The sequence below is a fragment of the Schaalia sp. ORNL0103 genome (assembly GCF_019429565.1).
Classification (GTDB): Bacteria; Actinomycetota; Actinomycetes; order Actinomycetales; family Actinomycetaceae; genus Pauljensenia.
This window is the reverse complement of record NZ_JAHXSA010000003.1, coordinates 48,818-62,112: the sequence shown is the minus strand read 5'-3', so window position 1 is coordinate 62,112 and position 13,295 is coordinate 48,818. Positions and strand designations below refer to the sequence as shown.

The following is a 13,295-nucleotide window of genomic DNA, read 5'->3' as shown; positions in this document are numbered from 1 at the left end:
TCGCATATGATTGACCAGTCTGAAAGTAGGAGAAAATATGTCCTCTCTCGTGTCCCGTCGCGCATGTGCGGCCACCTCGTCCCTGCTGCTCGCTGCCGTCGCGCTGTCGGGCTGCTCCCTCTTCGGTGGGGGTGGCTCTAAGGCCACCGATATCAGCAAGCTGCCCAACATTCCTCAGGGGCAGAAGCAGCAGCTGGTGCAGCAGATGCAGTCCGCGTCGGGCGATCAGAAGAAGCAGATCGCCGCGAAGGCCGTCGCCTTGAACAACATGGTCGGCGCGCAGCTGGTGGCCGAGGCCCCCGTGACGATCTCTCAGCAGAGGTTCAAGCTGGATCCCAAGGGCCAGACGGTCGTCAATAAGAATGAGACGATCTACCAGATGATGTCGGCGACTGATTTTTGGCGGCTGGGCAATGACACCTATGACCTGTGCGTGGAGCAGAACTGTGAGTACTACTCGTCTTGGACCGTGGACGTGGAGGGTTCGGGCTCTGATCTGACCTACGTGTGGACCCTGAAGATTGAGGGCTCTGACCAGCCCGACCAGCCGCTGGTCCGCCGCTTCAAGGTCGCCAAGTAAGCAACTGGGCGCATCGCAGCCCTCTTTCATCTTCCATCGACAATTAGGAGTTAACAATGACCGGACACTCCGGAGTTCAGTACGATAACGATCGGCAGACAGCAGCGGCTACGAAAGTGGTCGAAACCTGGGACGCCGTCGACGGCTCACGCAACGGCGCGAACGCCCTGAGCGCTGCTCAACAGTCTTCCTTCTGGGGACAGGAGACCGGCCCCGTCCAAATGCGAACCCGCGCTACGGATATGTTCGACACGATCTCAGAGCTCCTCACTGCAGAGAGGGATCTGATTCAGGAGTTCGAGGCATACATGCACCGGGCCATGAAGGAATTCACAGGTGTTGAGTATGCAAACGCAACTGCGATGAAGAAGATCATGTCGGACACAGTAGGTGGCTTCATCGCAAAGAGCTCTGCATTGGCAACCATGCAGGGAATTTACGCGCGTATGGGAATGAAGGTATCGACTGCGGACATCGCCCAGGGATTCCTGGGTGGTGCCACGAACAAGACTGCCGCAGGTGCAGCGTTGGGCGCAGCAGTTGGTCTCAGTGGTGTACGAGGAGCAACCACAGCAGATGCCCAGCAGGCATCGTCGGCGACGCAAACTGCAGCTCCAAAACCTAGCACGTACTGAGTTAGCTTTAGAAGGGATTTTCACCATGGTTTCATCTCCGATGTATGAGCGCTTGAAGGAATTCATGAAGGCGGCTCAAGCTAATCAGGGTCTTGATGCATGGGACACCGATCACGAACAGATCCTCAAGGGATTCGAAGAGTCAGTCCAACAGCTTAACGCCTACCGCGAGAGCCATGGCTTCACCGGTGCAACGGGCGATGCGATGGACCGATGGGTCGACGCATCGATCGAGCGCATTAAGTGGTACCAGTCAAACTACGCGCGCGGGTACCAGAGCTACGAAATGGGCCGCCAGGTCATGCGGTTTGCTCTGGCCGAGGCCGAGACGATCTCCGACGATCTGCTGGATGCGAAGACTGCCGCTATGCGCGACGACTGGGTGGTCTCCGTCTCCGACAAGGATCCGGGTGGCGGTATCGAGTTCATGGGCAGGCGCTACACGACCGGCGCAGCCTACGTCGAAGCAGTCGAGGCCCAGGCCAACGCCCAGCGCGAGGCAGCTGCCGCGCGCATCCTCGAGCAGATGAATTCTGGCACGGCCAGGATGAGCAGCGGCATGCGCATCGGTGCCGGACCGAAAGTTCCCACTCCAGTTCCCACTCCGGATCCGGATGGTAATGAAAGCAGCTCGTATAGGCCTCCGGACAACTGGACCGGTGGAACACCACCGATCTGGGGCGGCACGAGTAGCAATGGTTACGGCCGTAATGACGACCGCAGCCCTTCTTCGCCGAACTACCCCGACGGCTTCAACCAGCCGTGGTGGAGCGAAGCCGACGCGGCCGCCGCACAAAACCGCATCGTGGCCTCGGGCGCCGTTCCGACGCGCGAGCTGCCCTACGGTGAGCTCGGTTCCCGCACGAACCCGATCACGGATCCCCAGGAGCTCATGGGCACCGACCTGCTGCACAAGAGCGTGAACGGTACCACTTACCGCAACGGCGTCGTCGGTGGTCACACCCCGGCACCGCCGGCGGACGCTCATCACCCGCTGTGGCGTCTCAACGGTGGCGGGGCTTCCGACGTGACCACCTCCGGCCGCCTCGGTGGCGCGGGCGTGCTCGGCGCGGGCGCCCTCGGCCTGCGCGGCACAGCCCGCATGGGTTCGGGCAGCTTCGGCGGCTCCGGTTCCCTCGGCGGCTCCGGCATGTTCGGGCGCTTCGGCGGCGCCGGTTCCAGTGCCCTTGGCCGCTTCGGCGGATCCGGTGCGGGTGCGAACGGCCTCGGCGGGTCCGGCTCGGCCGGCGGCCTGTCCGGTGCCGGTCGCATGGGCGCCGCGGGCATGCGCGGCGTCACCGGCTCGACCAACGGTCTTGGCGGCGCGAGCGCTGCTGGCCTGAAGGTCGGTTCTTACTCCGGCTCCGGCTTCGGCTCCTACACGCCTCCCGCAGGATCTGCGGGCGCGGCCGGCGCTGGCGGCGCGAACGGTGTCGCCGGTTCCTCCGGCGTCACGGGCTCCACGGGCGCAAACGGCGGCGCTGCGGGTGCAGCCGGTGCGGCTGGCAAGGGCGGCACGACGAGCGGTGGCTTCATGGGTGCCGGAGCGGGTGCTGGTAGTGGAGCTGGCAAGGACGACAAGAAGGGCCGCAAGCGCCAGTACGTCGCATTCAAATTCGACGATGACGAGGACGCGCTGCCTCCGGGCTACGTGAATCCCCTGTCGCAGACCTCCGGCACCGACAAGGACATCACGCCGGCAAAGCGTGCGGACGACGGATGGGACCCCCGCCAGTGGTGAGCATTCGTTCCAACGTCGCGCCCCGTTCTCCCTTCGCTTTTGTGGGGAGGGCGGGGCGCGCCGCGCGCGCCCTGACCACCGCATTCTCCGCTCTCGCTCTGGCGGTTGGTGTTTTGACACTGGCCCCGGCTCCCGCGCGTGCTGCGGACCCGATCACCACCCAGGAGTATTTCTCTTACTATCACTTCGATGCTGCACGTGCGAAGGGGTACACGGGTAAGGGCGTAACCATCGCCCTCATCGACAGCCCAGTCGACATCAATGCCCCAGAACTGGCCGGGGCCGATATCACCGACAAGAGCCGCTGCACTATCGAGGGCTCGCCGGAGGGGGTACGTCACGGCACTGACATGGCGACGATCCTCGTTTCTTCCTATACGGGTGTCGCACCCGATGCCACCCTTCTCAGCTATCAGGTGACCAACTCGAGCTCTCGCTCGTCGGGTAACTGCGACCTAGGGGGCGAAAAGCAGAATTCGTGGGACAAGCTCATCAACCAAGCTGTCGAGGACGGCGCCCAGATCATTTCTGTCTCTCAGGGCGTATCAGACCAGTCTGACGAATTGAAATGGGCTATCGCCAACGCCGTCTCCCACGGGGTTATCATCGTTGCCTCAGCGGGAAACAAGAGCACCGACGAGAACAGTGCGCACCTGAGCCAGTGGTCCGGTGTCGTTGGCACCTCCGCCATCAACACCGACGGCACGTTCGCGTCCTACTCCTCGTGGGGTAACGGAGTGGTCACCGCCGCTGTCGGCGGGCCTTTCAACTCACTTGATGCCAACACAGGCGAGCCTGCACAGACAGAAGGCACCTCGAATTCGACGGCTCTGGTCGCAGGCATGATAGCGCTGGCTCGCCAGAAGTGGCCCGACGCCACCCCCAACCAGATCCTGCAACTCCTGGTTCACACCAGCTTGAACCCCAACCACGAGTGGACGCCATACACCGGATATGGAGCGATTGACGGTGGCGCACTGGTCAACACGGATCCTTCGCAGTACCCGGACGAGAATCCGCTTCTGCAGAAGCCGGGCGGGTCCTCCCCCACTGTGCAGGAACTTCAGGACTACGCGGACGGTACCATCACGCCCAACACCGTCATGAATACGATGCCCAAGTCCTACGTCTATCGCGGCACCAACGAAGACCTGATCATCGGTTTCGGCCTCGACAACGGTTTGAACATCCACCTGGGAACGAGCCCCCGCTACCACCGGAAGTGACCATGACACACGCGCAAGCATGCGCGCAGCCCGCGCCCCGTTCTCCCTTCGGTTTTGTGGGGAGGGCGGGGCGCGCCGCGCGCGCCCTGACCACCGCCGCCTCCGCTCTCGCACTGGCAGCCGGGGCCCTCACACTGGCTCCGGCCCCCGCGCGTGCTGCGGACCCGATCACCACCCAGGAGTACTTCTCGTACTACCACCTAGACTCCGCACGTGCGAAGGGATACACCGGCAAGGGTGTGACCATTGCTCTTATTGGCAGCCCGGTTGATACCAGCAATGCTGCTCTTCAGGGTGCCAAGGTCACTGATAAGAGTCGTTGCACCGTCGAAGCCTCGCCCGAGGGTATCCGACACGGTACCGACATGGCGATCATTTTGGTCTCTTCCAAGAACGGTGTGGCACCGGATGCGACGCTGAATACGTATCAGACGGAGACAGCGTCCGCGACGTCGAACGGAACATGTGATTCGGGCGAACGCCGACTCAACTCTTTCGGCAATCTCATTAACCAGGCTGTCGAAGACGGTGCTCAGATCATCTCGGTTTCGCAAAGTGTCTCAGAGGACAATCCTGAGCTCAAGTGGGCGATCGCTAACGCCATCAGCAAGGGTGTCATCATCGTCGCCTCAGCCGGAAATGGCGCCAGCGATGATAACGTGACTCAACTGGGCAGGTTCTCTGGGGTTGTTGGCGTGTCCGCGATCAACAGCGACGGCACGTTCGCGTCCTACTCTTCGTGGGGCGATGGCGTAGTCACCACTGCTTTTGGCGGCCCCTACACCACGTATGACCTATCGACCGGTGAGCCCACAACCGTGAACGGAACATCCGTGTCGGCAGCGCTCGTGGCCGGCATGATGGCCCTTGCACGCCAGAAGTGGCCCGACGCCACCGCGAACCAGATCCTCCAGGTACTGGTCAACACAGGACTCAATCCCAACCATACGTGGGACCAGTACACCGGCTACGGCTCAGCTTCTCTTGCAGATCTGGTCAACACGGATCCCTCCCAGTACCCTGACGAGAATCCGATCATTCAAAAACATGGGGGCTCCGAGCCTACCGTCCAGGAGATTCAGGACTACACCGACGGAATCGTATTCAACTCGCTGGCCACCTTCCCATCGTCCTACGTCTACCGAGGCGCAGATGAAGTAGCGGCTATGTTCGACGACTTGGAATTGACCGTCCACCTGGGAACCAGCCCCCGCTACCACCGGAAGTGACCATGACACACGCGCGACCAAGCGCGCAGCCTGCGCCCCGTTCTCCCTTCGGTTTTGTGGGGAGGGCGGGGCGCGCCGCGCGCGCCCTGACCACCACATTCTCCGCTCTCGCTCTGGCGGTTGGTGTTTTGACACTGGCCCCGGCTCCCGCGCGTGCTGCGGACCCGATCACCACCCAGGAGTACTTCTCTTACTACCACCTGGACTCCGCACGCCAAAAGGGATACACGGGTAAGGGGGTAACCATCGCCCTCATCGACAGCCCAGTCGACATCAACGCCCCAGAACTGGCCGGGGCCGATATCACCGACAAGAGCCGCTGCACTATCGAGGGCTCGCCGGAGGGGGTACGTCACGGCACTGACATGGCGACGATCCTCGTTTCTTCCTATACGGGTGTCGCACCCGATGCCACCCTTCTCAGCTATCAGGTGACCAACTCGAGCTCTCGCTCGTCGGGTAACTGTGACCTAGGTGGCGAAAAGCAGAATTCGTGGGACAAGCTCATCAACCAAGCTGTCGAGGACGGCGCCCAGATCATTTCTGTCTCTCAGGGCGTATCAGACCAGTCTGACGAATTGAAATGGGCTATCGCCAACGCTCTCTCCCACGGGGTTATCATCGTTGCCTCAGCGGGAAACAAGAGCACCGACGAGAACAGTGCGCACCTGAGCCAGTGGTCCGGTGTCGTTGGCACCTCCGCCATCAATACCGACGGCACGTTCGCGTCCTACTCCTCGTGGGGTAACGGAGTGGTCACCGCTGCAGTCGGAGGCCCGATCAATACTGTCGATCCGTATACAGGCGCACCCACACAGAACGAAGGAACTTCGGCATCCACGGCTCTAGTGGCCGGCATGATAGCGCTGGCTCGCCAGAAGTGGCCCGACGCCACCCCCAACCAGATCCTGCAGCTCCTGGTACACACGGGTTTGAACCCCAACCATGACTGGAACCCTAAGACTGGCTACGGTGCAGCCGCTTTGGGTTCGCTCGTGAATGAGGATCCCTCCCAGTATCCGGACGAGAACCCGATTCTGCAGAAGCCGGGCGGGTCCTCCCCCACTGTGCAGGAACTTCAGGACTACGCGGACGGTACCATCACACCCAACACCGTCATGAATACGATGCCCAAGTCCTACGTCTATCGCGGCACCAACGAAGACCTGATCATCGGTTTCGGCCTCGACAACGGATTAAACATCCACCTGGGAACGAGCCCCCGATACCACCGGAAGTAGCCTCGGCAACCCGACACAGCGCAGCGCCCCTGCCACCCACCGTGCCGTGGGCGACAGGGGCGCTTCCCTACGTGCTACTTCTTCTTCGCGTTGCTCGCGTTGCTCGCATGGAAGCGAGGGCTTGTCCCCAGGTGCGTCGGGTAGCCGTGCTCGTGGCTCAGGGTGAGACGCTCATCGAAACCCCGATACTGGTAGGAATCATCCGCGTTGATGCGCCTCGGATCCACCAGGCCGTCCGCGTAGTCCGCGATGTCCTGGCGGGTCGGAATAGACTCATAGCCCTTGTTCAAGAACGGGTTCTCGTCCGGGAACTGCGACGGGTCCGTGGTCAGCAGCACGTACGGATCCACCGCCCCGTACCCCGTGTACGGGTTCCAGTAGCCGCCGTTGCCGCCGATCCCCGTGCGGGCCAGGGCCTGCAGGAGCTGATTACCCGTCGCCTCGGGCCAGCTCTGCCTGGCCAACGCCAGGAATGACGCAACCGTCGGAGACGCGAAAGACGTGCCCTGCCAGTACCCCTTCTCCCACGTCGCACCCGAACGCGCGTACGGACGAGACACCGACGCCGTCGACACGTAGTCCCCATAGTTGGAGTACGAAGTCAACTCCCCATTAGGCTCCACCGACGCCACGCCCACCACGCCCGTCATACGCGCCAGAGACTTCGGCGGGTTGTACTCCGAATCGTTGCCCATCGACACCACGATCGGCACCTTCTGGGTGATCGCGCGGGCCAGAGCCCAGCGCATACTCTCACTGTCCGCGCTGTACGTCGACGAAATCGACACAACATCCACGCCGTCGTTGAGCGCCAGCTCGATGAGCACCGACGTATCCGAATAGCCGTCATCCCACCAGCCGATTGCACAGTCCCTGCTCGGTGTATCGCCTTTCAGAGACACCGTGTAGCGGTTGAGCCTCGCCTCGGGGGCGATCCCGAACTCGGGGGCCACCATCACCTGAGCGATCACCGTGCCGTGCTCCCAGCTGTCGTCGCTCGACTCGACGTCGCAGCGGCTCATGTACTGCATATCCGCGCCCTGCAGCTCCGGGATCTTCCAGTTCACCGGGCCGTCCAGCAGGCCGATCGTCACGCCCCGGCCGGTGTAACCCGACGCGCGCAGCTGCCCCAGGTGGTAGTACGAGTAGTAGTCCTGCTCGTCCGCCGTGATCGGAATTCGCGCCGCCGAAGCCGGCGCCGCAGGAACGACGAGCGCCGCCACCGCGAGCGAACCCGCTACCGCCACACCCGAACAGCGCCGCGCCAGGCGTGTCATCAGATGACTCATCAGCTGTCCTTTCGCTGCGCGCAATGGGGCGCCCGCGTGCGTTAGTTCTTTTTCTGAGACTGGAACTTCTGGTGGTAGCGGGGGCTGGTGCCCAGATGCGTCGGGTAGTCATGATCGCGGCTGAGTGCGAGACGCTCGTCGTACCCCAGGTATTCGTATGAGTTGTCGTTCATGACGACGCGCGGATCCACCACGCCGTCGATGTAGTCCTGCACGTCCTGTCGGCTGGGAACCGTGTTCGTTCCCTTGTCCATGAACGGGTTTTCATCCGGGAAACTCGTCGGGTTCGTCGTCAGCATCGCGTAGATGTCGAGCGCGCCGTACCCCGTGTATTGGTTCCATTCGCCGCCGTTGCCGCCCACACCCGTGCGGGCCAGTCCCTGCATAATCTGGTTGCCGGTCGCGCGAGGCCAGCGCTGCATGGACAGTGCCAGGGAGCTGGCCACGACGGGGGTCGCGAAGGACGTCCCCCACCACTCGCCTCGTTCCTGTGACACGCCCGAACGGGCGAGAGGGCGCGCGAGGGCCACCGTCGACAGGGGCCTTCCCCAGTTCTGGTAGTCGGAGGGGCGACCGTTGGTCTCGATCGCGCCCACGCCGACGACGCCACCCCAGGAGGGCAGCCACTCCGTCGAGTTGCGCGCCGAATCATTACCCGTGCAGGCGACGACCGGAACCTTGGCCGCGATCGCGCGGGCGAGAGCCCAGCGCATGCCCTCGTAGTCACTGGGGTAGCTCGACGACGTCGTGATCACGTCGACGCCGTCGTTGAGCGCGTCCTCGATGAGGAGAGCGAGGTCGGAGTAGCCTCGCCCCCACTGCCCGATCGCACAGTCGGAACCCGTCGTATCACCTTCAAACGACTTTGTGTAAGCGCGTAGATTCGCGCCGGGTGCCACGCCGAACTGAGGCGAGGAAATCACCTGCGCGATGACGGTGCCGTGGTCCCAGTACTTGTCTTGGGAGCCCACGGCGCAGGGACTGTAGGACTGGATGCGCGCACCGGCCAGCTCCGGGATCTGCGTGTTGACCGGGCCGTCAATGAGCGCGATCGTCACGCCTTCACCCGTGTAGCCCGACGAGTGAATCGCATCCAGGCGGTAGTAGCCGTAGAAGGTCTGTTCGTTCGCCGTGATCGTGGTGTCCGCCGATGCTGGGGCCGCAGGAACCACGAGTGCTGCAAGAGCAAGCACGCCGGCCAGGGCGACCCCCGTACCTCGCTGCGCCACGCGGGCAATATCGCGCCTCATTACACATCCTTTCGCCACGCGCCCCGGCGGCGCGCAACACAGCAGTCTACCACTCGGTCATGCACCGTCGAGCCAGTCGTGAAAGGGCATGACACCAGCGCCCTACGGCACCGTCACACACTGCGTCACCGGGGCAGACTCGCGGCCCGTGGAGGTCACGACGAGGCTCACGGTCAGGCAGTTCTCGCCGCTCACCGCGGTGGTCGTCAGGCTGTTGCGGCGCATCGTCTCGGCCACCACGGCCTCGCCCGGGCGGGTGAGCACGTACTTAAACTCCAGCGCTCCGGGCTGGTACTGGCCCTGCTCGGGCACCTCCCAGCCCCAGCGGATCTCGTTGCCGTTCGGTGTGGCCGTCAACCCGGTGACGGCCTCGGGCGGGACGGCGCCCGCGTCGCCCTGATCGGAGTTGCTCACTGTCCCCGCGCTCGAGGAGGGCGTCGGCGTGGAGACGCCGCCACCGCCTCCGCCCAGGTGGATGCTGTGTCCGCCGCCGGTGAGCATCGCGACGACCAGGCCGGCTGTCGCCAGCACCATCACGAGCGCGAGGACCGGCACCACCCACGCGGGACGCTTCGACTGCCCCTCAACCAACCCGGTTCGGTTCGTCGTCGAGTTACCGGCCCACGCCTCGTTCGACGAGGCCTGGGGACCGTCCGCGAAACTCCCGCGGCGGGTGCGCGTACGCTCCGCGTCCAGGGCCGCCGCAGACGGGGCGGACAGGGCCGAGGAGGGCGCGCTCGAGGAGGCCACCACGCTCAGCTTCATCTCCGTGACCGGGCGGTGCATCTCTCGCTCGACCGTCTGCAGCGCGTAGCCGAGGGCTGCCGCCGACCCGAAGCGCTGCTCCGGGTCCAGGCTCATCGCGCGGCGCACGATAGCCGTCACAGCGTCGGGCACGCCCGGGCGGTCGATGCGCGACACGCGGCCGCGGGCGACGCGCTGGGCGACCGCGTGGGCCGAGTTGTCCCCGTCCTCCACCTCGAAGGGCGAGCGGCCCATGAGAAGCGTCCACAGGGTCGCGCCCAGTGCCCACACGTCCTGCGTCGGGTGAGCGCGTGCCGTGCCCGCAATCTGCTCGGGCGGCGCCCACATCACCGAGAAGCCGTCGCGGCCGCCACGCGGGTCTGCACCCACCGGCTCGGACACGCCGAAGTCGGTGAGCACCGGCGACCCGAAGGCGTTGATCATGATGTTGCTGGGCTTAATGTCCCGGTGCACGTAGCCCGCGCGGTGCAGCATCTCAGCGCCACCGCACATGCGGATCACCATCGACAGCGCGCGATCCGTCGACATCGGGTTTGCGCGCACCTGATCGAGAATGTTCGCGACCGGGCAATACTCCATCACCAGGTACGGGCGACCATCCGGCGTGCGCCCCGCGCCGTACAGCTGGGCCACCGCCGGGTGACCCGACACGAGAGCCATCACGTCGGCCTCGCGGGCGATACCGGCCTCGCCGTCCGCCCCGCGATCCCTGCGCGCCACCTTGACGGCCACCTCACGGCTGGGCAGCTCCTGACGGCACAGGAACACGTCCGCGAAACCACCCGACCCGAGCGGACGAATCCACTCGTAACCCGGCAGCGACGGCACCATTCCGACGCGAGCGTCGCTATCCATCAACGTTTCCCTTTCCTACGACCCATGCGCTTGGCCAGCGAGCGACCGCCCTTGCGAGCGGCATCAGCCTGGCGGCGGGCGCGACGGCGCCAGCGCAGCGACTTCAGCGACAGCGCGTAACGCAGTCGCGCGAACGGCGACACCGAGGCCGCCCACTCGCGACGCAGCTCATCCACGTCGTTCCACGCCTGCTCCGCGTCCTCGGGGCGGGCACCGCCGGCAGCGAAGTCCGCGACGTCCGCGCGGCGCGCCACGGTGACGGCCCGGGGAACCGCGCCCGAGAAGAGCGACCAGCCGGGCACGCGCACGTCCGCAGCAGAGCGCTTGCGCGCCTTACGGGCCTTGGCGTTCCCCTCCTCGTCGCTCTCGGACTTCTTGGGCGTCCACTGCGAGGCCAGCGCCCACGCGACCTCCTGGCGCGTCAGGTGCGGCTCGACGACGAGGCCGGAGTCGATCGCGGTATCCACGAGCTCGTCCCACGAGCCGCGCACCGACTCGGCGGCCTGCGCGCGGCGGCGGCTCTTGCGGCGGCGAGACTTCGCCAGGAGCACCGCCAGGACCGGGCCCAGCAGCAGGAGGAGGGACACCGACACCGTTCCGATCGCCATCCACGGGATGTGGACGCCGCTCGGATCGTGCGGATCCGTCGCCTGATCGCGGGTCGCGGGCGGCAGCTCGACCGGCTGCTCGGGCGGCTCCGGGGGCTGCAGGACCTGCGGCTTGGGCACGGACTTGGGCTTGTTGACCTGCGTCGTGGGCTGCTGATCGCGCGGCGGAGTCGGATCGAACGTCGCCCATCCCACGCCGGGGAACTCCACCTCGACCCACGCGTGCATGTCCGAACCCGTCAGGTCGACGCTGCCGGACGTGCCCTCGCGGTAGGCGCCCATAACGACGCGGGCGTTGATGCCCTGCGAGTGCAGCATCAGGGCCATGAGGGTCGCGTACTGCTCGTCGTCGCCCACCAGCGCCTCAGCGCTGATCATGCGCTCGATGCGGTCCTGGGAGGAGCCGGGACGCGAATTGATCGTGTCCTCGTTGGAGTAGTAGCCATCCGTGTGCAGGAACTGCTCGATCGCGCGGGCCTTCTCCAGGTCCGAGCGCGCGGTCGACGTGTGATCCGCGGCCAGGGAGTCCACGTCCTTCGGGACGTTCGTGTCTCCCCCGGCGTAGCGCGCCGCGTTCACGCTGGCGAACTCCGAGTCCGCGTGTTCGCGCGGCATCGTCGTGCTCAGCGAGTAGCTCAGCTGGCCGGTCGGGCCCGTCGTCAGGGCGGTATCCGCCCACAGGTCGTAGTTCAGGCCATCCTGCTGCTCGGCCGCGTTGGGGGCGGAGGGCTCAAAACGCAGGACCGACACCTGGCCGATCGTGGGCACCCACGGTCCCAGCAGCTGCGAGGTCGACACCGAGGTCTGCACGCCCGCCGTATCGGCGCTGCGCCCCGGGATCGTGGACCCCACGCGGCGGTATCCAGCCGTGCCGTCAGCCGTGTTCGTGACGCCCATGCCGAAGGTCGTCCCGTCGTACACGTCCATCGCGCCCAGGCGCACGCGCGCCTCCTTGGGCATGTTGGACACGCGGATCAGGGATTCATCCTCAAGGTCCTTGTTGTAGTGGCGGTAGCTCGATAGCGGCGAGGGGTACTGGCGCGCGTCCACGGGCGGCTCGACGACGTCGCGTCCGACGACGCGGTCCGAGGCCGTGGGGCCAAGCAGGGACGCCGCAGGGATCGCCGCAGCGACCATGACGCCCACCATGAGCGCGCCCATGCCCACGCGCCACCACACGTGCACGATCTGGCGCTGGGAACCGCCCATGGTCGTCGACGCGGTGGTCGCCGTAGAGGCCATACCAATGACGATGTCGGCGCCCAATCGTGCGCGTCCGATCGCCGAGGCCCACGCCCACCACACGATGAGTCCCACCCACCAGGCGATGATGAGGAGGGCGGACGGAGAGTGATTCGACGGCCCCCACACGATCGCGATCACGCCGGCGAGGATCAGCGGCACGGATCCCCACATGGGGCGCCCGTAGCGCACCGTGACGACGCCCGCCGCGACGGAACACACGAGGCAGGCCATCCACGGCACCATCGCGGGCCCCACGTAGGAGCCGGCCGGCGGCGTCAGCGTCAGGAGGTCTTTCCAGGCCTCGACCGAACCGACGACCAGCGTCTGGATGGTCCGCGACGTCGGGACCACACCCCAGCGGGTCGTCTCACGCAGCGCGGCGGCGCCACCGAAGAGGAAGTGCGAGGCCACGACCGCCGCGACAATCGAGAGCAGGTCCCAGCGCCGCTTGGCGGCCGCCCACGCGACCACGAGGCCAACCACGACGCCCGCGAGCGCCGCGATCGCGCCCTGGCCGCCGCCGAAGACGGACTCGAACATGAGGATCGGACCGGAAAAGAGGACCGCGAGGACCAGCAGGGACCATGCGGGCATGGCGGCACGGTGGATCGACCCACCCATCGTGGTTTCC

Annotated in this window: 10 protein-coding genes; 6 read left to right on the top strand and 4 right to left on the bottom strand. The window is 65.3% G+C overall.

Translation table 11 applies throughout. The features are described from left to right. The first annotated feature begins 37 nt into the window (after nt 1-37). Genes JJJ16_RS08735 through JJJ16_RS08710 form a run of 6 tightly spaced genes read left to right on the top strand, consistent with a single transcriptional unit; the run spans nt 38 to nt 6,652 of the window. Nucleotides 38-580, top strand: coding sequence for a hypothetical protein (locus JJJ16_RS08735; protein ID WP_219752291.1), 543 nt, complete (start codon nt 38-40; stop codon nt 578-580). A 56-nt stretch (nt 581-636) separates the two neighbouring features. Continuing rightward, nucleotides 637-1,215, top strand: a complete 579-nt coding sequence (locus tag JJJ16_RS08730; protein ID WP_219752289.1) for a hypothetical protein — start codon at nt 637-639, stop codon at nt 1,213-1,215. 25 nt (nt 1,216-1,240) lie between these two features. Next, entirely contained in the window at nt 1,241-2,956 is a 1,716-nt protein-coding gene (locus JJJ16_RS08725) for a hypothetical protein (RefSeq protein ID WP_219752287.1), read from the top strand. Continuing rightward, nucleotides 2,935-4,182 (top strand): S8 family peptidase, encoded by a 1,248-nt coding sequence (locus JJJ16_RS08720; RefSeq protein WP_219752285.1) that lies wholly within the window; start codon nt 2,935-2,937, stop codon nt 4,180-4,182. Before JJJ16_RS08725 ends, JJJ16_RS08720 begins: the two co-directional genes overlap by 22 nt. Nucleotides 4,183-4,184: 2 nt before the next feature. Continuing rightward, the gene (locus JJJ16_RS08715; protein ID WP_219752284.1) at nt 4,185-5,411 is read left to right on the top strand and encodes a S8 family peptidase; all 1,227 of its coding nucleotides are present in this window, start codon (nt 4,185-4,187) and stop codon (nt 5,409-5,411) included. Between the two features lie 2 nt (nt 5,412-5,413). Then, nucleotides 5,414-6,652, top strand: a complete 1,239-nt coding sequence (locus JJJ16_RS08710) for a S8 family peptidase (protein WP_219752282.1) — start codon at nt 5,414-5,416, stop codon at nt 6,650-6,652. Between the two features lie 74 nt (nt 6,653-6,726). Here JJJ16_RS08710 and JJJ16_RS08705 read toward each other — a convergent pair whose 3' ends face one another. The 4 genes from JJJ16_RS08705 to JJJ16_RS08690 all read right to left on the bottom strand — a co-directional run bounded on the left by JJJ16_RS08705 (nt 6,727) and on the right by JJJ16_RS08690 (nt 13,285). After that, nucleotides 6,727-7,941 carry a S8 family peptidase gene (locus tag JJJ16_RS08705; protein WP_219752281.1) on the bottom strand — a complete coding sequence of 405 codons (1,215 nt, stop codon included), beginning with the start codon at nt 7,939-7,941 and terminating at the stop codon, nt 6,727-6,729. A 41-nt stretch (nt 7,942-7,982) separates the two neighbouring features. Beyond that, a complete protein-coding gene (locus JJJ16_RS08700; RefSeq protein ID WP_219752279.1) occupies nt 7,983-9,191 on the bottom strand; it encodes a S8 family peptidase in 1,209 nt (402 codons plus the stop codon). 102 nt (nt 9,192-9,293) lie between these two features. Beyond that, nucleotides 9,294-10,811, bottom strand: coding sequence for a serine/threonine-protein kinase (locus tag JJJ16_RS08695; protein ID WP_060566296.1), 1,518 nt, complete (start codon nt 10,809-10,811; stop codon nt 9,294-9,296). Beyond that, nucleotides 10,811-13,285, bottom strand: coding sequence for a transglutaminase-like domain-containing protein (locus JJJ16_RS08690; protein WP_219752506.1), 2,475 nt, complete (start codon nt 13,283-13,285; stop codon nt 10,811-10,813). Before JJJ16_RS08690 ends, JJJ16_RS08695 begins: the two co-directional genes overlap by 1 nt. Nucleotides 13,286-13,295: the final 10 nt, after the last annotated feature.